The 24,430-nt window shown below is 42.1% G+C and carries 8 protein-coding genes and 4 pseudogenes; all 12 read right to left on the bottom strand.

From position 1 onward, the window contains the following. Positions 1-126: 126 nt before the first annotated feature. Positions 127-6,441, bottom strand: a complete 6,315-nt coding sequence (locus E5S68_RS10545) for an accessory Sec-dependent serine-rich glycoprotein adhesin (RefSeq protein ID WP_167470839.1) — start codon at positions 6,439-6,441, stop codon at positions 127-129. A gap of 212 nt (positions 6,442-6,653) precedes the next feature. After that, positions 6,654-8,114 (bottom strand): glutamate--tRNA ligase, encoded by a 1,461-nt coding sequence (gene gltX, locus E5S68_RS07240; RefSeq protein ID WP_135782933.1) that lies wholly within the window; start codon positions 8,112-8,114, stop codon positions 6,654-6,656. 98 nt (positions 8,115-8,212) lie between these two features. After that, positions 8,213-8,995, bottom strand: coding sequence for an alpha/beta hydrolase (locus E5S68_RS07245; protein ID WP_135782934.1), 783 nt, complete (start codon positions 8,993-8,995; stop codon positions 8,213-8,215). A 73-nt stretch (positions 8,996-9,068) separates the two neighbouring features. Then, positions 9,069-10,730: a ribonuclease J gene (locus E5S68_RS07250; protein WP_135782935.1), complete on the bottom strand. Its 1,662-nt coding sequence runs from the start codon at positions 10,728-10,730 to the stop codon at positions 9,069-9,071. A 795-nt stretch (positions 10,731-11,525) separates the two neighbouring features. Then, on the bottom strand, positions 11,526-12,284 hold the full coding sequence (locus E5S68_RS07255; RefSeq protein ID WP_135782936.1) for an ABC transporter ATP-binding protein: 759 nt from the start codon (positions 12,282-12,284) through the stop codon (positions 11,526-11,528). Next, positions 12,281-13,147: an ABC transporter permease gene (locus tag E5S68_RS07260; protein WP_135782937.1), complete on the bottom strand. Its 867-nt coding sequence runs from the start codon at positions 13,145-13,147 to the stop codon at positions 12,281-12,283. Before E5S68_RS07260 ends, E5S68_RS07255 begins: the two co-directional genes overlap by 4 nt. 169 nt (positions 13,148-13,316) lie before the next feature. After that, positions 13,317-13,520 (bottom strand): LPXTG cell wall anchor domain-containing protein, encoded by a 204-nt coding sequence (locus tag E5S68_RS10925; RefSeq protein ID WP_483025169.1) that lies wholly within the window; start codon positions 13,518-13,520, stop codon positions 13,317-13,319. A 75-nt stretch (positions 13,521-13,595) separates the two neighbouring features. Then, a pseudogene (locus tag E5S68_RS10745) lies at positions 13,596-14,154 on the bottom strand (Rib/alpha-like domain-containing protein); the annotation flags it as partial. 1 nt (position 14,155) lies between these two features. Next, positions 14,156-16,566: pseudogene (locus E5S68_RS10890) on the bottom strand (Rib/alpha-like domain-containing protein); the annotation flags it as partial. A gap of 708 nt (positions 16,567-17,274) precedes the next feature. Then, positions 17,275-17,388, bottom strand: a pseudogene (locus E5S68_RS10910) (YSIRK-type signal peptide-containing protein); the annotation flags it as partial. Between the two features lie 290 nt (positions 17,389-17,678). Beyond that, positions 17,679-20,921, bottom strand: a 3,243-nt coding sequence (locus E5S68_RS07275; RefSeq protein WP_135783115.1) for a mucin-binding protein, incomplete at its 5' end; no start/stop codon positions are given. Position 20,922: 1 nt separating this feature from the next. Continuing rightward, positions 20,923-24,403, bottom strand: a pseudogene (locus E5S68_RS07280) (mucin-binding protein); the annotation flags it as partial. Between the last annotated feature and the right edge of the window lie 27 nt (positions 24,404-24,430).

Below are 24,430 nucleotides of genomic sequence, written 5' to 3' on the forward strand. Positions count from 1 at the left end.
TTATACAAATAAAAAGAGGGAACGATTTGTTCCCTCTTTTTTAGGTTTTACAAGCTACTATAGCTGTCAAAAGCGACGACTCTTCTTTCCAAAACGGAAGCTAGTCATTCACTCTAGTAAGATGAATTATTTTTCATCTTCTTTTTTGCGACGACCAAGTGTTGCAAGACCTGCAAGACCTGCGATTGCTCCAAGTACGCCAGTAGCTACTGATTGAGCTTCACCAGTATTTGGAAGTTGCTCAAGAGCTGGAGCTGGTTTAGCTGGTTGCTCTGGAGTAGGGTTAACTGGAGTTGGATCTACTGGTTTATTCGGAGTTGGATCCACTGGTTTTTCAGGAGTTGGATCTACCGGTTTGTTTGGAGTTGGATCTACCGGTTTGTTTGGAGTTGGATCCACTGGTTTTTCAGGAGTTGGATCCACTGGTACATTTGGTGTTGGAGTCTTCACAAGTTTGTACACATAAGTGACATTCTTATCACCCTTGATGACTTGACCTGTAGCTGAATCTGTTGTTGTCAAATGTCCATCAACGTCAACTTTACCTACAGCGTAGTTACCTGCTGGTACCAATACATAGATCTTACCATCTGGTGTGATGATTGTATTCGGACGGTTATCGATTACTGTATCGTAGTATTTACCTACTGGTTGTGCATATTCGTCTGTTACAGAATTCTTAAGTGTGTTACCAAATTCATCTACATAGTGAACATAGACGTTACCAGTTGGTGTAGATGGCTCTTCTTTCACTTCTTTGTAGACATAAGTGATAACAGATTTTGGTTTTTCAACTTTACCTTTAATCGGATCAGATGATTCCAAGTGGCCATCGCCATCGACCTTACCTACTGGGTAGTCACCTTTTGGTACGATCTTGTATGTCTTACCATCTGGTGTCTTGATTGTGTTAGGTTTTTCACCTTCCTCAGTTGTATCATATGGTGTATCATATGGTGAGTTTGGTGTATCTTGGCGAGGTTTTTGAATCTCTTTACCATTTTCATCTACGTAAGTAATAATAACCTCACCCTTAGGCTTAGATGGCTCTTCTTTCACTTCTTTGTAGACATAAGTGATAACAGATTTTGGTTTTTCAACTTTACCTTTAATCGGATCAGATGATTCAAGGTGGCCATCTCCATCAACTTTACCTACTGGGTAGTCACCTTTTGGTACGATCTTGTATGTCTTACCATCTGGTGTCTTGATTGTGTTAGGTTTTTCACCTTCCTCAGTTGTGTCATATGGAGTATCATATGGTGAGTTTGGTGTGTCTTGACGTGGTTTTTGAAGCTCTTTACCATTTTCATCTACATAAGTAATGATAACTTCACCCTTAGGCTTAGATGGCTCTTCTTTCACTTCTTTGTAGACATAAGTGATAACAGATTTTGGTTTTTCAACTTTACCTTTAATCGGATCAGATGATTCAAGGTGGCCATCTCCATCGACTTTACCTACTGGGTAGTCACCTTTTGGTACGATCTTGTATGTCTTACCATCTGGTGTCTTGATTGTGTTAGGTTTTTCACCTTCCTCAGTTGTGTCATATGGAGTATCATATGGTGAGTTTGGTGTGTCTTGACGTGGTTTTTGAAGCTCTTTACCGTTTTCATCTACATAAGTAATGATAACTTCACCCTTAGGCTTAGATGGCTCTTCTTTCACTTCTTTGTAGACATAAGTGATAACAGATTTTGGTTTTTCAACTTTACCTTTAATCGGATCAGATGATTCAAGGTGGCCATCTCCATCGACTTTACCTACTGGGTAGTCACCTTTTGGTACGATCTTGTATGTCTTACCATCTGGTGTCTTGATTGTGTTAGGTTTTTCACCTTCCTCAGTTGTGTCATATGGAGTATCATATGGTGAGTTTGGTGTGTCTTGACGTGGTTTTTGAAGCTCTTTACCGTTCTCATCTACATAAGTAATGATAACTTCACCCTTAGGTTGTGCTGGCTCTTCTTTAAGTTTGTAGATATAGGTTACATTCTTATCGCCTTCGATCACTTTACCTGTTGTAGCGTCATCACCTTTCCAGTGACCTTGTTCGTCGACTTGACCTACTGGGTAGTTACCTGCTGGTACCAACTCATAAGTCTTACCTTGGAATTCGATCTCTTGTGGACGGTTGTCTACTACTGTATCGTAATCTTTACCTACTGGTTGTGCTTTTTCATCTGTTACTGATGGTTTGATAGTGTTTCCTTCAGTATCTTTATAGTGAACATAAACGTTACCCTTAGGTTGTGCTGGCTCTTCTTTAAGTTTGTAGATATAGGTTACATTCTTATCGCCTTCGATCACTTTACCTGTTGTATTATCATCACCTGTCCAGTGACCTTGTTCGTCGACTTGACCTACTGGGTAGTTACCTGCTGGTACCAACTCATAAGTCTTACCTTGGAATTCGATCTCTTGTGGACGGTTGTCTACTACTGTATCGTAATCTTTACCTACTGGTTGTTCTTCTTCATCTTTTACGGAATCTTTAATAGTATTGCCTTCAGTATCTTTATAATGAACGAAAACATTACCCACTTCTTGGTATACATAAGTAATGATTGATTTAGGTTTATCAACTTTACCTTTAATTGGATCAGATGATTCCAAGTGGCCATCGCCATCGACCTTACCTACTGGGTAGTCACCTTGTGGTACGATCTTGTATGTCTTACCATCTGTTGTCTTGATGGTGTCAGGTTTTTCACCTTCCTCAGTAGTGTTATATGGTGTGTCATATGGTGAGTTTGGTGTATCTTGACGAGGGTCTTTAAGCACTTTACCTTTTGTATCTACGTAAGTGATAATAACTTCACCTTGTTTAGGTGTTTCACTTTCAGAATTTGATGAAGAGTTTGATGAAGACTCAGATACCGAAGTTGAAAGTGAGTTAGAAAGTGAAATAGATGTGCTTACTGACTCAGATACTGATTGGCTCGCTGATACTGATTCAGACGCTGAAACTGATTGGCTCGCTGATACTGATTCAGACGCTGAAGCTGATTGGCTTGCTGATACTGATTCAGATGCTGAAGCTGATTGGCTTGCTGATACTGATTCAGACGCTGAAGCTGATTGGCTCGCTGATACTGATTCAGACGCTGAAGCTGATTGGCTCGCTGATACTGATTCAGATGCTGAAGCTGATTGGCTTGCTGATACTGATTCAGATGCTGAAGCTGATTGACTTGCTGATACTGATTCAGATGCTGAAGCTGATTGGCTCGCTGATACTGATTCAGACTGTGATTGTGAAGTTGATACTGACTTAGAAGTTGCTTCTGATTCAGACTGTGATTGTGAAGTTGATACTGACTTAGAAGTTGCTTCTGACTCAGACGCTGAAGCTGATTGGCTTGCTGATACTGACTTAGAGGTTACTTCTGATTCAGATTGTGATTGTGAAGTCGATACTGATTTAGATGTTACTTCTGACTCAGACGCTGAAGCTGATTGGCTTGCTGATACTGACTTAGAGGTTACTTCTGATTCAGATTGTGATTGTGAAGTTGATACTGATTTAGATGTTACTTCTGACTCAGACGCTGAAGCTGATTGGCTTGCTGATACTGACTTAGAGGTTACTTCTGATTCAGATTGTGATTGTGAAGTCGATACTGATTTAGATGTTACTTCTGACTCAGACGCTGAAGCTGATTGGCTTGCTGATACTGACTTAGAGGTTACTTCTGATTCAGATTGTGATTGTGAAGTCGATACTGATTTAGATGTTACTTCTGACTCAGATGCTGAAGCTGATTGGCTTGCTGATACTGACTTAGAGGTTACTTCTGATTCTGATTGTGACACAGATTGTGACTTAGATACCACTTCTGATTCTGATTGTGATTGTGACTTAGACACTACTTCTGACTCTGATTGAGATACAGATTGTGACTTAGATACCACTTCTGATTCAGATTGTGACACTGATTGTGATTTAGATACTACTTCTGATTCAGATTGTGACACTGATTGTGATTTAGATACTACTTCTGATTCAGATTGTGATTGTGACTTAGACACTACTTCTGACTGTGATTGAGATACAGATTGTGACTTAGATACCACTTCTGATTCAGATTGTGATGCAGAGTTTGAGAAGGATTGCGATTGAGAAGCAGACTCTGAATCATTCATCTTCTCGAAGTAATAGTTCACATCAGTTGATGGTTTAATCGCAGTTGGAATTGAGTAGTTGTTTGAGAATGATGAATAACCCTTCAAATCAGAGTATACTTTACCATTTGGTGCTGTTGGGTCATTCGCAACAGATCCTTCTGCTTGGATTTCTGGAACTTTACCAGCAATAACGTTGTAACTGTTATTACCAGCTCCGGCAGGTGTCAATGATGTGCTTGGAGCACCTTTGAATGGACGTGGATAAGTGTGTAGAGTTCCGTCCATTTGTTTATAAGTATCTGTCTCAGTAGCAGACTGCCAACCAGTGATAATGAGTGATTTACTTCCAGCTGTTTCGTTGACTTCAATATAGTAGTCAGCATTTTTGCTGTTTACTTTTGTAACTTTTGTCTCATCAGCTTTCCACTCTTCACCAGCCTTATTAACTTTACTTGTGTAGATGAGTGTGTATTTCGATACATCTTCTGTACCAATATCAGATGTAGCAAAGTTATTAACTTGAGATGGATCAAGGGCGTAGAATTTCGTTACAGTTGAACCTTCCGTATCAACGATTTCAGAAATACGTTTCACATAGTAGTGGTTTGCGCCACCTTGAAGTTCGACCAGTTTTTGACCGACAACACCCTTACCAAGGATACCTGATGTTTTTTGAGTTGAGTCAGTTGTTGCTGCTACATGTTTGTAACCAGGGATATCGCGGTTGTCTGAAGCTGTAAATTGTTGACCTGCAATACCTTTTTGCGTATAGCTTGCCAGATCTGTTTCACTTCCAGTAGGTTTGTAAAGTTGACCTGGAGTAGAGTTACCTTGGATAAGCTTATAGTGAGTTGTTTGCTCAGCAACTGCATAAGGAACCGAAGTTTGAACGTTTGGCTTGTCTTCATTTTCGTTACCTGGGTAGTTGGTGTCGCGAATTTGAAGAGTTTCATACTCAAGGTTAGCGTTGACCAATGAGAAGGTCACGTTACCTGGATCAGTTCCGTTAGCACCTGTGTAAGTCAAAGTATTGGTTACATCAGAGTTGTTGTTTGTGATGTAGCTTGGAAGAGAGATATTGCTTTCTCCAGCACGAATGGTACGTGTATAAGCTTCAGTACCATCAGATTTCTTCACAATACGCAAATGTACATCTGGGTTAGCTGAAAGGTTACCAGTAATGGCTGAACGGTCTACTGAAAGAGTAGCGTAGTAATCAAAATAAGTCTTATTGCCAGAAGCATGATCTGTCTTAAGGAATTGCCATACACCAAAGGTATAACGATCTGCGTTTGGATCCAAGGCGTAACCAGCCTTGTTGAAAGCAGCATCTTCAATGTTTGCGCCATTAGGATCTGTAATGACTGGAACTGTCGTTCCATTAGTGCTTGTTGAAATCGGTGCCAACTGTGCATAGACTGCTGGAGCACCATTCACTGTTGTATTACCAGTAAAGCCTGCTGCAGTCAAAGTTGCCATCATGTCATCTACTGACTTGCTCAAGCGTTCGCGTTGGTCTGCGTATGCTTGCGCTGATGCATTGGCGTTGATCAAGCTGTTGCTTGCTGTCAATTCAGTTTGAACTTTAGCGATGGCCGCATCAAGTAATGCTTTCTTCTCTGGTGCTGAAATAGTTGCTGAATAGTCTCCTGCAATCTTGTTCAACAATGCTGCTTCTGAAGTGTTTTGTTCCAAAACAACTTTATCTTCAGCTTTCGCTACTGTTGTAGTGCTTTCTACACTTGCTTCAGAGCCAGCTGCTACAGTAGATTCGCTAAGAGCTGCAGAAAGTTCAGCTGAACCTTGTGCGCTCAATGAAGTAGATACTGATGCAGAGATAGAGGCACTTGCAGAAGTTGAAAGACTTGCTGATTCTGTTGTTGATTCAGTAGTTGATTCACTCTGAGACTCTACTTTTTCTTCTGATACAGATACTGAATCAGATGTAGATACAGAACCAAGAACCAAGCTATCTGTTTCAGCAAGAGCTTGATCATTCAATTCTGATGCAGTCGCAACATCATTACCTGCTTCGTCAGCATGTCCTGTGTTCGCAATAGATGCAGCCCCGAGGACAGCCCCTGCCGCTACAATCCCTTTTAACAAGCCTCTGCTTGTCATCTCCTTAACTGACACTGCGTCTTCACGCACTTCAGCTACAACAGTCTCTTCGACTTGACCACGAATCACCTTGAGCAAGCCAAAGCTAGAAGTAGCTGCACGCAACCAGTTCTTACCTGACTTGATCAATTTGAAACGAGTCACTCGATCGGTTTCACGGAAATCTCCGTTTGAACGCTTAAAAAACATTTGGTTCTCCTTTATTCATAATTTACCATCTATCATTATACACCTTTACTCTGCGAATTCAAGCAATTTGATACAAAAAATTACCAATATATTAGAATATTACGTTTTCATTAATTTTCAGTGACTCAATGTGTAATTTCGTGACCATCCGGGAAAATTTTTTGATAAAAATTAAAAAAAACGGAACACATTTTTGTGTTCCGTTTGATTTCTTAGTTTGCAATTTCTTCCAACATTTTTTCAATGTGTTGGATGGATTTTTCGCGTCCAAGCAAGTAGATGGTCTCTGGCAATTCTGGACCATGCATCTCTCCAGAAACAGCGATACGAATCGGCATGAAAAGGTTCTTCCCTTTAATACCTGTTTCTTTTTGGACTGCTTTGATTTGTGGGAAGATATTTTCTACCACAAACTCATCGTCTGACATGGCCTCGAGTTTTGCTTTGAAGGCTTCCAGTACAGTCGGAACCGTTTCACCAGCCATGACTTCTCGTTCTGCTTCTGTCAATTCTGGGAAGTCTGAGAAGAAGAGGTCTGTCAATGGAACGATTTCGTCCACTGACTTCATTTGTGGTTTGTAGAGTTCCACTAATTTTTCAGCCTTGTCTGTCAAACGACCTGCTTCTTCAAGGAATGGTTTGGCCATTTCAAAGATGGTCGCAAGGTCTGCATTCTTGATGTAGTCATTGCTCATCCAGTCTAGCTTCTTCTGGTCGAAAGCTGCTGGAGACTTGCTGAGGCGGTTTTCATCAAAGAGCTTGATGAGTTCTTCACGAGAGAAGATCTCGTCTTCCCCACCAGGGTTCCAACCAAGCAGAGCGATAAAGTTAAAGACTGCTTCTGGAAGGTATCCCTTCTTACGGTAGTCTTCGATAAACTGAAGGGTGTTGGTGTCCCGTTTAGACAACTTCTTACCAGTTTCAGAATTGATGATCAAGGTCATGTGACCAAATTCTGGTGCTTCCCAACCAAGTGCTTCATAAACCATGAGCTGTTTTGGTGTATTGGCAATGTGGTCATCCCCACGGATAACGTGAGAGATTTGCATATCGTGGTCATCGATGACAACGGCAAAGTTGTAAGTTGGGTAGCCATCTTTCTTCTGGATGACCCAGTCACCACCAATATTGCCACCTTCAAATTCGATATCGCCTTTGACCATATCATGCCACTTGTAGATACCAGACTCATTCACTGCCAAACGAACCGTAGGGATGATGCCCGCTGCTTCACGTTCTGCAACGTAAGCTGCTTTTTCTTCTTCGCTCATCCCAAGGTATTCGTTGATGTAGCGAGGTGTTTCACCTGCTGCTTCTTGGCGTTCACGTTCTGCCGCCAACTCTTCTTCTGTCACATAAGACTTGTAGGCTTTTCCTTCAGCTAAGAGTTGGTCGATGTATGTTTGATACAATTCCAAACGTTCAGACTGGCGGTAGTTTTCATGTGTCTCTGGACTTTCATCCCAGTCCATGCCCAACCAACGAAGGTTTTCAAGCTGGGAACGCTCTCCGTCTTCGACATGACGTTTGCGGTCCGTATCTTCGATACGGATGATAAAGGTTCCACCATGGTGGCGTGCATACAAGTAGTTAAACAATGCTGTACGAGCATTTCCGATGTGTAGTAGTCCAGTTGGACTTGGTGCATAACGCACACGAATATCTTTAGTCACGTATGTTTCTCCTAATTGTTCATTGATTCTGGGCTTCTTATCTAACTGACCCAGGTACTTTTCACTCTATTATAGCATATCTCTGCATGAGTAGCTTCCTAATCGAGTCGTTCTTCTAGTTCAAAATTGATCGGCAGGGTTGCTAAGAAATGTTCCAACTCCCGCTCCCAATAAAACCATTCATGTTTTCCTGGTCCATGGCTGTAGGTGATATCAAAGCCGAGGTCCTTCAGATGATCCACAGCTATATTGTTGGCCTCATACAGAGCATCTTGCTCTCCGCACCAAGCCCATAAGACCGTCTTTTTATCTGAGTACTTCTCCGCAATGCTTTCCAAGGAGTAAGGACTTGTCGTCCAATCTTCTAGCTTTCCAAAGACCCCTTGCCAATAAGCTGCACTTCCAAGGTCGGTGTTTGCCAGTTGACGCCCCTCAAAGCTAAGAGCACCAGAAAAGCTAGCGGCATGCGAGAAGCGATTGGTTTGAAGAGCCAGTTTGAAAGAGCCATAGCCCCCCATCGATAGACCAGCAATAAAGGTCTTCTCCCGCTTCTTAGTCATATTTGGGAAGAAACGTGCCAAGGTCTTAGGCAATTCCTCTGCGATGGCTGTGTAATAGGGATAACCATACTTTGTATCTGTATACCAACCATTATTGGTATTAGGCAAAACGACAATCAAATTGGTCGAACGTAGGATCCGTTCTACATGCGTTCGTTTCAACCAGGAGTACTGATTGCCATTCATCCCATGAAGGAGATAGAGGACCGGGATATCTTGATCATCCGGATTTTTCACCCGAGACGCATCTGGATAGAGGACGTTGATCCCCCACTCCATTGCGAGCGCTTCTGAATAATATTCAATCTGCATTACTGCCATCTATCTTTCCTCACCATTTCTTTCTTCTTTGACAAGAAAAAGCCGACGATCGACTTTTCCTCTTATGTTAATCTTAGCGTACTTCCATGACAACTGGCAAGATAGCTGGTCGACGTTTGGTCTGGTCAAAGAGGTACTTGGCCAAACTATCGCGAACAGCACCCTTGAGCTCACCCCAATCGAAGCTGTCCTGAGCCAAGTATTCTTCCACACTTTGGTTGACAATTTCTGCACTTTCGCGCAAGATATCGCGACTCTTCTTCACGTAGACAAAGCCACGGGTGTGAACTTTTGCCTTTGAGATGATGCGTTTCTCACGGCGGTTAACCGTAATTGCTACAATAAAGATCCCATCTTCTGAAAGGACTTTCCGGTCACGGAGAACGACATTCCCAACATCCCCAATGGCATTCCCATCGATGAGAACATCTCCTGCAGGGACGCTACCAGCTGGGACGAAGTCCCCATTGTCATATTCCATGATGGAGCCTTTTTTCGGAATGAAGATATTTTCAGGCAAAATCCCCACTTCCATAGCAATTCTTGCATGGGCATCCAATTCACGGTATTCCCCTTGGATTGGGAACAGATAGTTGGGACGAAGGAGGTTGATCATCAACTGCAAATCACGCGCATTTCCATGTCCTGATACACGCAAGCTTTGAGTAATCTGTTTGACGACTCCTCCTGCTTGGTAGACCATGTTTTCTACACGTGCCATAACCGCTTCTTTGGCGATAGATGGAGTTGTTACGATATAGACCAAGTCACCATCCTTGATTTCGACATAGCGGTGACGGCCAATGGACATCTTACGAAGTCCGTTGATCGGCTCACCCATACGTCCAGTTTCAAGAATAATCAATTCATGGTCCTCAAAACGAGACATTTCTTTTGGCTTGATCAATAATTTTTCGTTGGCCAAAGAAAGCTTATTTAAACGAATCCCTGTCCGGACAATATTTTCTACGTCAAATCCAGTCAAAACAACCCGACGCCCTGTCTCTGCAGCTGCGTCAAAGACCTGCTGGATCCGTGATAGGTTACTAGCAACAGCAGCAACAATGACACGGCCATCCCAGTCCCCAATTGTATCCAGGATTTCATCTCCAACTTCTTGCTCGCTAGCCACTTGAACAGTGCTGTCAGCATTAGCAGAGTCACTCAAGAGAGCTAGCACGCCTTCGCGTCCAATCTCTGCCAAACGAGCAAAGTCTGTCGCATAAAACTCACTCGCTGTCTGGTCAAATTTGAAATCTCCTGTGTAGACGATATTCCCCTCAGGTGTTTTGATGACAACTCCCAAACTTTCTGGAATGGAGTGGGTTGTCTGGAAGAAGGAAACGACGGTGCCTCCAAAATCGATTTCAGTGTTGGCATCAATGACATGAAAATCATTGAACTTTTTCACACTGTCATTGCCTTTAACAAAGAGTTTAGCCAACTCGACGGTCAACTCAGATCCAAAAACTGGTACCTTGGCTTCTGCTAGTAGATAGGGAAGGGCTCCAATGGCATCCGCGTGTCCATGTGTTAGGAAGACCCCTGCGATTCGATCACTATTTTCAAAGAGGTAGTCCATATTGGGGATCACGACATCGACCCCTAGTTGTTCATTTTCTGGATACTTAAGTCCGGCATCCAAAACAAAGATTGAGTCATTTACTTCAGCTACGTAGAGATTTTTCCCGTTTTCACGGACTCCACCCAAAGTAATCAACTTAATGTTACTCATGTTTTCTCCTTTTTTGTTAATGGTTCATACTTACGGTCCTTGGCTCACCAAGTCGAATTACAGTTTTGCAAAGTTCTTGCATATCTAGAACATTATACTATTTTTTCACGATTTTTTCAAAAGGCAGATCAAAAACAGGGCCTCCTCCCTGCTAACAGGAAGGAGCCTTTTCATTAGTTTATAAGGGGAATCGGACGAAGTTGCTTCAACGTCGTGATTTTATGATTCTTTCTACTAGAAACAAAGGTAGGCATATCTTGCAAGATAGGGAAACAATCCTCCTTTCCAGATCATCCCTTTAAGATTTTACCAACGAAAAAGACCTCCAGTCTTACGGGACTAGAGGTCTGGTCTGTTTCACTGACGAGGCGCGATTAACCATGCAGGCTAACGAAAACAACAGTTATGATTTTCATTTATTTTCATGGTATGAGTCACATACCAGTGGTTTTCTTTGCAATTTCTCTTCCAGTTAATTTCACAAAGCACTCAGTTGAGCATATTGAAGTTCGAAAACCATCTAAAGCTTCCACTACTATTTCCACGTATTTCAATGTCACTTGATAAGCTAAGCAGGCTTACCTGACGGCTCAACCGATCTAACATTTCCAACGTTACTACTCCCCTTCAAAAGAGTATGAACAAGTGTCAGCGAAAACGGACCAAAAACGAAGTAACCTAAAGTAAATATCTGTAAGGCATTGGTATCAATCCCTTCTTCCTTATCTTTACCTATAGTATACTCCTTTAATATTCTTATTGCAAGCGATTACAGGCTGAAACTAGTTTCTAAATTTACTCAAAGAATTGATAGTAATCTGCCAAGGTCATTTTGGCTTTTTCTTCCTGATGGAGGTCTTGAATGATCTTTCCATCTTGCATGACAATCAAGCGATTCCCGTACTTGAGAGCGTCTTCCATATGGTGGGTGATCATAAGAGCCGTCAACTGATCAGACTTGACAAAACGGTCCGTCAACTCCATTAAGGCTTGACTGGTCTTTGGATCCAGCGCTGCTGTGTGCTCATCGAGAAGCAAGAGTTCGGGACGTTTTAAGGTTGCCATCAAAAGACTGAGGGCTTGGCGTTGGCCTCCTGAAAGAAATTCAACGGCTGTATCCATATGACCTTCTAGCCCATTCCCAATTTGGCTCAAGACCTCTTTAAATTCGTCCTTGTATTGGGCCAAGCGACGAGGGACCAAGCCTCGCTTTTCTCCACGGAATTTTGCAATCAAGAGATTTTCAGCAACAGTCATGCGGGGAGCTGTTCCCATCTTGGGATCCTGAAAGACACGAGACAGATATTTAGCCCGTTTTTCTGGACCATAATGCGTCACATCCTCCCCCTGGATCAGGACCTGACCACTGGTGAGAGGGAGCGTACCTGCTAAGGTATTAAAAAGGGTGGATTTACCGGCTCCATTTCCCCCGAGGATGGTAATAAAGTCATGCTCATAGATCTCGAGAGAGGCATTATCCAGGATGACTTTTTCTTCATTCATCCCATTATTGACCACTTTCGTGGCATTTTTTAGTTCTACAATTGCGGTCATTTGCTGAGCTTGACTCCTTTCAACATTTTTTCTTTGAAGGTTGGAATCATGAGACAGATGGCAAGGATCATAGCGCTAAAAATACGAATATAGCTTGTGTTAATCCCGATAGCAATGACGGCCCAAATCAAAAACTGATAGATAATAGACCCGATCACGATACTAAGCAAGCGCTCCGCCAAGGTCAAATTCGAAAAGAGGACTTCTCCAATAATCAAACTAGCCAATCCGACGACGATAACTCCAATCCCCCGAGAAGCATCTGCATACCCCTCTTGTTGAGCCATTAGTGCACCGGATAAGGCGATGATCCCATTCGATACAACCAATCCCATCAACTCCATCCGACTGGTATGGATGCCAAAACTCTTCGCCATTTCTGGATTGTCCCCCGTTGCAATATAAGCCTGCCCCAGTTTGGTATCTAAAAAGAAGAGCATAGAGGCGATGACCACGGTAACAAAGATGAGACCGATCATAATCTCGTTAACCCCACTTGCAATTGGAACCAGATCCTGAATCTTTTTATATCCCAGAAGTCCTAAGTTAGCTCGTTGCATGACAAAGAGGATGACAGAGTTACAAGAGGTCATCACTAAGATCCCTGACAATAAAGTCGGAATCTTCCCCTTGGTGTAGAGAAGGCCGGTCGCTAGCCCTGCCAAACAACCTGCACCAATGGCTGCCAAGGTTGCCAATAAAGGGTGAACTCCCTTGGTAATAAGAGTCACGGCTACTGCTCCGCCCAGTGGAAAGGAACCTTCCGTTGTCATATCTGGGAAATCCAAAATTCGGAAAGTCATGAAAATTCCTAACCCTAGAACGGCCCAGATCAAGCCTTGAGAAATAATCGAAATAAGCATGATGTTGTCCTAACTATTATAAATATCTTCTATTGTAACACAATGAAGAATAGGTTTCCATTGTTTTCAGAAACTAACAAAGAGGCCTCACTCTTTTGAGTAAAGCCTCTTTGATGGAAGACTGAATTATCTCCTAATTCCGCTACTAAAATAGCACTCTAGAACAATTTTAGTCTTCATGTTTCTTGCGTTTTGCAAGACCTGCAAGTCCTACCATACCAAGTACCGCACCTAACAAGGTTGCAGAAGTTGATGCAACTTCACCTGTTTGTGGCAATGCTTGTTTCTGATCGCCAGTTGCAACTGATGTTGCAGTTTGAGCAACAGGTTGTTTTTCTGAACTTGATGAATCTGACTTGCCTTCTTCTGGCACAACATTTGGAGTTGGCAGTGGAGTTGGAACTGGGTTTGGTGTTGGGATTGGTGTTGATGGTCGATCTTGACTCGGTCTGTTAACGTCTGTACGTGGATCTTTAACGATTACCTTAACTGGTACTTCATCCTTAGACCCATCTGGGTAGGTTACCACAACAATGGCATCTTTTTCACCTTCTGTTGTTGTATCTACCGGCGTCTTGTATTCGAACTTAGTTCCTTCTGGAAGGTCACCTACGTTGCCGATTGAATCCTTAGCGTTTGGTTGATCTCCTGGTTTAACAGTTTGATCTTTCGCTACTGGTGTATTCTTATCCGCATCTGTACGTGGATCTTTAACGATTACCTTAACTGGTACTTCATCCTTAGATCCATCTGGGTAAGTTACCACAACAATGGCATCTTTTTCACCTTCTGTTGTTGTATCTACCGGTGTCTTGTATTCGAACTTAGTTCCTTCTGGAAGGTCACCTACGTTGCCGATTGAATCCTTAGCGTTTGGTTGATCTCCTGGTTTAACAGTTTGATCTTTCGCTACTGGTGTATTCTTATCTGCGTCTGTACGTGGATCTTTAACGATTACCTTAACTGGTACTTCGTCCTTAGATCCGTCTGGGTAAGTCACTACAACANTCACCTACGTTACCAATTGATTTCTTAGGATCTGGAGTTTCACCAACATTGACTGTTTGGTCCTTAGGTGTTGGCGTGTTCTTGTCCGCTTGAGTTGGATTTGCGACTACATTAACCTTAACTGGTACTTCGTCCTTAGATCCATCTGGGTAAGTTACCACAACAATGGCGTCTTTTTCACCTTCTGTTGTTGTATCTACTGGTGTCTTGAATTCGAATGTAGTGCCACTTGGAAGATCACCTACGTTACCAATTGATTTCTTAGGATCTGGAGTTTCACCAACATTGACTGTTTGGTCCTTAGGTGTTGGCGTGTTCTTATCCGCATCGGTACGTGGATCTTTAACAGTTACCTTAACTGGAACTTCATCCTTAGATCCATCTGGGTAAGTTACTACAACTGTTGCGTCTTTTTCACCTGGGGTTGTAGTGTCTACTGGTGTCTTGTATTCAAATGTAGTGCCACTTGGGAGATCATCTACGTTACCAATTGATTTCTTAGGATCTGGAGTTTCACCAACATTGACTGTTTGGTCCTTAGGTGTTGGCGTGTTCTTATCCGCATCGGTACGTGGATCTACTACCTTAACAGTTACTGGAACTTCATCCTTAGATCCATCTGGGTAAGTCACTACGACGGTTGTACTCTTATCACCTGGGGTTGTTGTATCTACCGGTGTCTTGTATTCAAATGTAGTACCACTTGGAAGATCTCCTACGTTACCAATTGATTTCTTAGGATCTGGAGTTTCACCAACATTGACTGTTTGGTCCTTAGGTGTTGGCGTGTTCTTATCTGCGTCTGTACGTGGATCAACCACAGTAACCTTAACTGGTACTTCATCCTTAGATCCATCTGGGTAAGTCACTACTACTGTCGATGATTTTTCACCTGGGGTTGTTGTATCTACTGGTGTCTTGTATTCAAATGTAGTACCACTTGGAAGATCTCCTACGTTGCCAATTGAGTTCTTAGCGTCTGGCGTATCTCCAACATTAACAGTTTGATCTTTAGCTGTTGGATCGTTCTTATCTGCGTCTGTTTGTTTAGCCTTGATTTCAATTGGGACATTGATGGTTTCAGTTGTACCATCTGGGTAGGTCACCTCCATTGGGACGTTGACCAAACCACTGGTTGCATTATCCGCAATCTTACTTGTGATAGACCCTGAAGCCTCATCCACAGATACTGATGCAACACCTGTAGGTAGTGTGCCAGCCTTGAAGTTTGTACCTGCTGGAACTGGAACAACTTTTCCTTCAACATCACGAACGATAGGAATTTGAGGTTGAGTAGTTTCACCTGCAGTCACAACTGCTTTTTCATAGCTAACGTCATAGGTTTGGTTCTTAGGTGCATTGATCACTAAGAGGTTTGTATCTAAGAAGGCATTCGCATATGATCCTCGGTGAACCCCCTCGGTATTCCCTTTCCAAGAACGTTCGATCGCATTCAAGGTAGGTTTGACGCCACGCTCCATCCATTGTTCAAAGAGGAGCATGCCGTTGTTCTTCTTGATTTCTTCATTCAATTTCTTAGCTAATTCAACTGAATCAATTGTATCTTTGAATTTGTACGAAATGGTGTATGAACCAAGTTGTCCTGAAGCTGTTCCCAAGATATTTTTGTCGATGTTATTTCTAACTTTATCAACATCTTTTTGACTCGGATTAGTCTTGGTTGCAATACTGATTTCATCTGTTTTTCGTGTATCCAGTTTTCCAGATGAATCCATTGTCAATTTGATCTTATTGACACCTTTTACTGCAGAACCATCTGCATCTGATTTATAAATATAGGTCTCATTGAGATCTAAGTAAGGCAAGAGATTGCTTGGAATCACTTGTTCAATATAAGGTACCGACTGGAAAGTATTTGAACTGAGGTTCACAACCCCCATTGCTGCAGAGACTTTCATGGTGTAGACCACTTCAATAGAATCCGCTTTTCCATCACTAGTAAAGCGAGGAAGAACTTTAAGAGTTGGCTGCGTATTAACCCCAGTACCAGGTGTACCAGTAAATGCGTTGCTTAATCCATTGTCAGAAGCAGTCTTCTTATCATTTTTAGAAGCGATAAACCATGAGTTATCAATACTTTCACGGACTAATTTATTTGGAATAACTTTACCATAATCCTTACCAGTTACCCAAGCAGAAGAGAAGGAGATTGGAGTGTTAGAAAGACCAAGATCATCCAAGGTTTTCCCGTTCTTCAAAGTAATGGTGATAGGGTGGTCATAAGCCGCACCAATCCCACCTGATGCAACTGTGTTATTTTGAATTGGAACTGACCAAACAGAACCATTTTCATATTTAGTAAATTCTTGTGCAGCACCTTGATAAGTTGGTTTGATGGTAATCTTCTCGATGTTTTCATAGAAGGTTGGATTTTGGAAGTTCATAATCATATGAGCGCCAAATGGGTACTTCTTATCTTTAGCCCATCCACCTGCTAATCGTGTCCAAGAAGTTCCTGTCAAGGAGATGCTTCCATCAGCATTGACCTTGTTGAATTCCACTCCGGCATTCTTCACAACATAAGGAGCTTCTTTATCAGTTGTAATCCCTGTTGAGTCAAATTTATTTGAAATTGTCAAAGATGAATCGGTTGGTTTAATCACACCGTTTACTGTACTTGGAGAAACATTCAATTGTTTGGTAACAGTCTTACCAGAAGCATCTGTAACAGTTGCTACAACGGTTCCACCAGAAGATGGACGTTTGAAGGTATATACACCATTTGATCCACTAATGGATACTGCTTGACCATCTACTGTAACGGTTACAGTTGATGCTGCATCTGTACGAATAGTCACATATTCATCACCGGCTTCAATAGAGGCAGTTAGTTCATTTGAAGCTTCCGCTGTAGCTGGCTGAGCAGAGGTGTCACGACGTGAACGGACGCGTGGTGTTTCTGAGTCTGAGCTAGACTGACTTGCTTCTGCATTTCCCTGTTCACTTGGGGTTTCTGTAGACAAACCTTCACTTGTTGGAAGGGCTGCTGTTGCTGCATAAGCATTTGTGCTCTCTGTGTTGACAGTAGCACTATCATCCGTTGCCGGCACATGGGTGCTTGCTGATACTGCTTCTGCATCGGCTTCGTTCTCCGCAGCTGAAACAGTCTGTGCTCCAGCCAAGAAAAGTGCCGTTCCCAAAAGTACGGAGCAAACTCCGACACTGTATTTTCTCAATGAAAAGCGTTGACGTTTATTAAACATTTCTTTCATTGTCAAAAATCTCCTATAATTTCATTTCATGTTTCCATGATACCATTATATTGTACCTCTCAAGATATACTAATGTCAACAAATTGAAATCATTTTGTCATAAAACGAAAAAAATGACATATGAGGCTAATTTTTTAGGTTTGTATCGCTATATTTTAGTTATTTATCATTTTTTTTCATTAACTGTGAAATTTTTTAAAAAAATCCCTGCTTTTTCAAGCAGGGATTCTATCTATGAATATGAAACGAATCAGTTTCTTCAACGAATGAAGTTGTAGTCTACCTTCCGTTTAATCTTCTTGTTTTTTGCGTTTTGCAAGACCCGCAAGTCCTACCATACCAAGTGCCGCACCAAACAAGGCTGCTGAAACAGATTGATCCTCACCAGTTTCAGGAAGCGCTGGAGCTTGTGGTGTCACAGGAGCTTCTGGCTTAGCTGGTTCTTGTTTGACTGGTTGCGGTTTTTCCGGTTCTGGTTTTACAGGTTCCGGTTGAGGTTGTGGTCTTGGCTGTGGTTGAGGTTGAGGTTGAGGTTGAGGTTTTGGCTCAGGAGTTGGAGCTGGTTTCTTCGTATAAAGAACAGTTGCTACAACATCTTTGCTTTCTGCTGTCAAACCAGTCACTTCTTCTACAACCAGTGGATTTGCAGTGTAGCCTTCAAGGACAGGTGATGTTACTGCATCAAAAGTAGTATCAGCATTTACTGCTGTCCATTCGCCTGTGCTCAACACTTCGTTTGTCACAGGATTTACCACTACTTCACGATGGAAGGTTACTTGGTCCTTGTGTTCTGGAGCTAGTACTTCTCCTGTAAGTGCATCCTTGTAGATGATTGTTTCAGTAACCACTTTTGTTTCCTGACGGGCAACTGACTTCTGTTCCACTACAATCGTTGTATTGCGTCCAATTGCATTTGGATCTGCAGGATCATTTGGATCTACTGTTCCAGCTGTTGTATCATAACCAAAAACTTTTTGACCGTCTTTGATTTTGTAAGCTGCTGGAATTTCTGGAACCGGAGTTACATCAGCTCTTGATGCATCCGTTAGATTGTTCTTGTAAACCACTTCTGAAAGTACTTTACCATCTTTATCCACCAACTGAATGCGACCAAGCTTCTTATAATAAACATCAAACTTGTAATTCAAGGTCCCATCAGGATCAATTGTGGTAGATTCAATTTCTTTTACAAGTGTGTAGTGTCCTGGAACCACCGGAGATGGAATCGGAGGGAGTACAGCTTCTGAATTTGAACTTACATCAGTAGCCAAAGCAGTTACCTCTGTTTCTTCATCCTCTAAACGTGCACTACGTGCGCGAAATCGCGGGGTATCACTCGCAAGACTTGCTTCTACACCACGGGGAGCAATTGCATCTGTCAAAGCACGACGTGTACGAACAGCCGGTCTGTTCGCTGCGTCATCTTCGATTGGAGTTGCACTAACAAATTTCCAAGCTTGTGGAGTCATTTCTCCAGTCACCAAGTTAACGAGAACAATCCGTTCAAATACAACACGTTCACGAACTGGTTTTGGTACAGGTACTCCATCACCGTCTTCAACGTAGTAGTATACTGTACGTGTACCAGTGATACGACGAGGTTGAATCTTATCTACTGTCTTCGGCCAGTTTGGTGTTTTTGGATCAGTTGGATCGTAAGGAGTATCTGGAGTAGGATTTGGATCATTTGGTCCTACTGGAACAATACGCTCACGAACCACAACAGTGAATTCTTGGTCTACTTTGGCATCAAAGTCAAAGTTCTTGTTAGCTGCACTTGTGAAGCCATCGCTAACTAATTCATAACCTTTGCGGTGGAGGTCATCAATTTTAGCTGAGGTACTATAATTGATTGCTTCACCTGACTTACCATTGACCACATCACGTGTTACTTCCACATTACCTTTTTCGTTGACATATTTGATGATCGCTTTTTGAGCATCTTTCACGTATGTTACGATTTCGACAATATCTTCTGCTCCAGCTTTGACACCTTTGACTTCTGGTACCACCAATTTATTAGCAGTGTAGCCTGAAATCACTGGTGATTTCACTGCATCGAAGGTATCGTCACTTGTAGTCCATTCACGGTAGTCGATATGACCTGTTACCAAGTTGACATATGCGAAGCGTTTGAAGTGAAGAGTTTCTGTCACGTCATCTTTCGCTTTAGAGCCATCTTCGTAGACGTATTTCACAGTACGTGTAACATCGTCTTTGTTCACCAAATCTTTAACTGGATCTGGCCATTTTGGTGTATCTGGATCTTTTGGATCAACTGGTTGATCTGGATTTGGTTTTGGTTTATCTGGATCGATTGGTTCGATGCGTTCGCGAAGGGTAACTGTGAACTCTTGGTCTACCTTGGCATCAAAGTCAAAGTTCTTGTTGGCTGCACTTGTGAAGCCATCGCTAACAAGTTCATAACCTTTACGCTTGTAAGCTGCAATCTTATCAGCTGTGCTGTAATCAATTGCTTCACCTGATTTACCATTGACCACATCACGACTTAATTCAGCTGTACCTTTTTCGTTGACATACTTGATAATCGCTTTTTGAGCATCTTTCACGTAAGTCACGACTTCGACAACATCCTTAGCCCCTGCTTTGACACCTTTGACTTCTGGCACTACCAATTTATTAGCAGTGTAACCTGTAATGACTGGAGATTTCACAGCGTCGAAAGTATCATCACTTGTAGTCCATTCACGGTAGTCGATGTGACCTGTTACCAAATTGACATAAGCGAAGCGTTTGAAGTGAAGGGTTTCTTTCACATCATCTTTCGCTTTAGAGCCATCTTCGTAGACGTATTTCACGGTACGTGTAACATCGTCTTTGTTAACTACATCCTTAACTGGATCTGGCCATTTCGGTGTATCTGGATCTTTTGGATCAACTGGCTGATCTGGGTTTGGTTTTGGTTTGTCTGGATCGATTGGTTCGATGCGTTCACGAAGGGTAACTGTAAACTCTTGGTCTACTTTGGAATCAAAGTCAAAGTTCTTGTTGGCTGCACTTGTGAAGCCATCGCTAACAAGTTCATAACCTTTACGTTTGTAAGCTGCGATCTTATCAGCTGTGCTATAATCAATTGCTTCACCTGATTTACCTACAACTTGGTCACGACCTAATTCAGCTGTGCCTTTTTCGTTGACATACTTGATGATGGCTTTTTGAGCATCTTTCACGTATGTTACGACTTCTTCAACGTCTGCTGCACCAGCTTTGACACCTTTGACTTCTGGCACCACCAATTTATTAGCAGTGTAACCTGTAATGACTGGAGATTTCACAGCGTCGAAAGTATCATCACTTGTAGTCCATTCACGGTAGTCGATGTGACCTGTTACCAAATTGACATAAGCGAAGCGTTTGAAGTGAAGGGTTTCTTTCACATCATCTTTCGCTTTAGAGCCATCTTCGTAGACGTATTTCACGGTACGTGTAACATCGTCTTTGTTAACTACATCCTTAACTGGATCTGGCCATTTCGGTGTATCTGGATCTTTTGGATCAACTGGTTGATCTGGNTGTGACCTGTTACCAAATTGACATAAGCGAAGCGTTTGAAGTGAAGGGTTTCTTTCACATCATCTTTCGCTTTAGAGCCATCTTCGTAGACGTATTTCACGGTACGTGTAACATCGTCTTTGTTAACTACATCCTTAACTGGATCTGGCCATTTCGGTGTATCTGGATCTTTTGGATCAACTGGTTGATCTGGATTTGGTTTTGGTTTATCTGGATCGATTGGTTCGATGCGTTCGCGAAGGGTAACTGTGAACTCTTGGTCAAATGCTTTATCAAAGTCAAAGTTCTTATTAGCTGCACTTGTAAAGCCATCGCTAACGAGTTCATAACCTTTACGTTTGTATGCTGCGATCTTATCAGCTGTGCTGTAATCAATTGCTTCACCGGATTTACCTACGACTTGGTCACGGCTCAATTCAGTGTTGCCTTTTTCATTGACATACTTGATAATCGCTTTTTGAGCATCACGAACGTAAGTTACTGTAACTTCAAAGTCTGGTGCTGTCGCTTCAACTCCTGTTACAGCTGGAACTACATCTTTATCAGCAGTATAGCCTTGGATTTTTGGAGTTAAAACAGTATCAAAAGTAGTATCCTCTGATGTCCAAGGACGATAATCCACATGACCGGTTACCAAGTTGACATAAGCAAAGCGTTTGAAGTGAAGAGTTTCTGTCACATCATCTTTTGCTTTAGAGCCATCTTCGTAAACATAATGAATTGTACGTGTTACATCATCTTTGTTAACGACATCTTTGACTGGATCTGGCCATTTCGGTGTATCTGGATCTTTTGGATCAACTGGTTGATCTGGATTTGGTTTTGGTTTATCTGGATCGATTGGTTCGATGCGTTCGCGAAGAGTAACTGTAAACTCTTGGTCTACTTTGGCATCAAAGTCAAAGTTCTTGTTAGCTGCACTTGTAAAGCCATCGCTAACGAGTTCATAACCTTTACGTTTGTAAGCAGAGATCTTATCAGCTGTGCTGTAATCAATTGCTTCACCTGATTTACCATTGACCTCATCACGGCTCAATTCAGTGTTGCCTTTTTCATTGACATACTTGATAATCGCTTTTTGAGCATCTTTCACGTATGTTACAACTTCTTCAACGTCTGCTGCTCCAGCTTTGACACCTTTGACTTCTGGCACCACCAATTTATTAGCAGTGTAGCCTGAAATCACTGGTGATTTCACAGCGTCGAAAGTATCATCACTTGTAGTCCATTCACGGTAGTCGATGTGACCAGTTACCAAGTTGACGTATGCGAAACGTTTGAAGTGAAGGGTTTCTTTCACATCATCTTTCGCTTTAGAGCCATCTTCGTAGACGTATTTCACAGTACGTGTTACATCGTCTTTGTTAACTACATCCTTAACTGGATCTGGCCATTTTGGTGTATCTGGATCTTTTGGATCAACTGGTTGATCTGGATTTGGTTTTGGTTTGTCTGGATCGATTGGTTCGATGCGTTCGCGAAGGGTAACTGTGAACTCTTGGTCTACTTTGGCATCAAAGTCAAAGTTCTTGTTGGCTGCATCTGAGAAGCCATCGCTAACGAGTTCATAACCTTTACGCTTGTAAGCTGCGATCTTATCAGCTGTGCTGTAATCAATTGCTTCACCTGATTTACCATTGACCTCATCACGACTTAATTCAGCTGTACCTTTTTCGTTGACATACTTGATGATCGCTTTTTGAGCATCTTTCACGTATGTTACAACTTCTTCAACGTCTGCCGCTCCAGCTTTGACACCTGTGACTTCTGGTACTACCAATTTATTAGCAGTGTAGCCCTTGATGACTGGTGAAGTCACAGCATCGAAAGTATCATCACTTGTAGTCCATTCACGGTAGTCGATGTGACCAGTTACCAAGTTAACGTATGCGAAGCGTTTGAAGTGAAGGGTTTCTTTCACGTCATCTTTCGCTTTAGAGCCATCTTCGTAGACGTATTTCACAGTACGTGTAACATCGTCTTTGTTCACCAAATCTTTAACTGGATCTGGCCATTTTGGTGTATCTGGATCTTTTGGATCAACTGGTTGATCTGGATTTGGTTTTGGTTTGTCTGGATCGATTGGTTCGATGCGTTCGCGAAGGGTAACTGTAAACTCTTGGTCTACTTTGGTATCAGAATCGAAGTTCTTGTCCGCTGCATCTGAGAAGCCATCGCTGACCAATTCATATCCTTGGCGACGGTAAGATGAAATCTTATCGTTTGTGCTGTAGTTGATTAGCTCGCCTGATTTACCAGAAACTAGATCACGGCTCAATTCAGTGTTGCCTTTTTCATTGACATATTTAATGATGGCTTTTTGAATTTGCTTGGTGATGACAATCTTAGTATCTCGACCAATTGCATCTAGGTCATCTTTATGGTTTGGATTAACCGTTTTACGAGTTTCGTCATATCCATAAATGGATTGACCTGGTTTAATTTCCCAACCTGTTGGTACAGATGGTACATTTGTGAACCATGCACGAGTTGGATCAGATGGGTCGTTAGCGTATTGTTTTCTAGCAGATTCTTCCTGTTTAGAAGTTACTTCACCCGCTGGAGTAATATAGTTACCTTGTTCATCTACATAAGTAACATAACCAAGCTTTTTATACCAGACATTGAAGACATAGTCGTCAATATTTGTCGGATCAACAACAAGAGCTTCGATACTAGCTTTGTCTGCATAAAAACCAGGAAGAACTGGTGTCATGACCTTCTTAAATTCATAGTCAGGATCAGTTGATGTCGCATCCCCTGCAGCACGGAAGCTACCTCTGCGATTGTAATTGCGACGACGAGCGATATAAGCTTCTAACGAAGCACGGAATTTTTCTTGTGCTTCCTTTGTAAGCTGGATATCATATCCTCCATTTGGATTGACGGTTGCATTTTCCAAGTCCAAACCTGGGACTTTTTTATCTACAACAATCTTATCTTTAACTGAAGGTGCCGCTGTTTCGCTTGCTTTATCTTCTACTGCTTCAGAAGCTTCCACTTTTGCTTTCTCTGAAACTACTGCTTTGCTTTCAGCCTCTTCAACAGTTGGGGCAGACTGGCTTTCTTTTTTCGCTTCTTCTACCTTGGTGTCGACTTTAGCTTCTTTTTTAGCTTCCTCAACTTTAGCTTCTACTACATTCGCTTTTTTCTCTACCTCAGCAACTTCTTTCGCTGGTGCTTCAGTAGTTTTTTCAGAAGCAACTGCTTCTTCATTCTTTTCTACTGGAGTCAAGCTTGGGGAAGGAATTGCTGGTTCAGCAGTATAGGTAGCAACTTTATCGGTCTCCGCAACGGGGGCAGCTTCCTCTACTAGGCTTTCTGAGGCAACTGATGTTGAAGATGAAGAAGCTTCGTCCACTTTCACTTCTGTGTCAGCAGCTGCAATCGTAGTTCCTGCCAAAACAGTACCAATCAAAACTGAGGCTACTCCGACAGAATATTTACGAATTGAGAATCGTTGTTTTCGATCAAAACTCATTTCTTTCTCCTTTTTATTTCTATAGTG

It is taken from the genome of Streptococcus rubneri, assembly GCF_004785935.1.
In the GTDB taxonomy this organism is placed as follows: domain Bacteria; phylum Bacillota; class Bacilli; order Lactobacillales; family Streptococcaceae; genus Streptococcus; species Streptococcus rubneri.

Bases quoted from the DNA above. Each gene is read 5' to 3' on its own strand.
- E5S68_RS10545 (WP_167470839.1), bottom strand. From the start codon at position 6,441: ATGTTTTTTAAGCGTTCAAACGGAGATTTCCGTGAAACCGATCGAGTG.
- E5S68_RS07255 (WP_135782936.1), bottom strand. From the start codon at position 12,284: ATGACCGCAATTGTAGAACTAAAAAATGCCACGAAAGTGGTCAATAAT.
- E5S68_RS07250 (WP_135782935.1), bottom strand. From the start codon at position 10,730: ATGAGTAACATTAAGTTGATTACTTTGGGTGGAGTCCGTGAAAACGGG.
- E5S68_RS07245 (WP_135782934.1), bottom strand. From the start codon at position 8,995: ATGGCAGTAATGCAGATTGAATATTATTCAGAAGCGCTCGCAATGGAG.
- E5S68_RS07260 (WP_135782937.1), bottom strand. From the start codon at position 13,147: ATGCTTATTTCGATTATTTCTCAAGGCTTGATCTGGGCCGTTCTAGGG.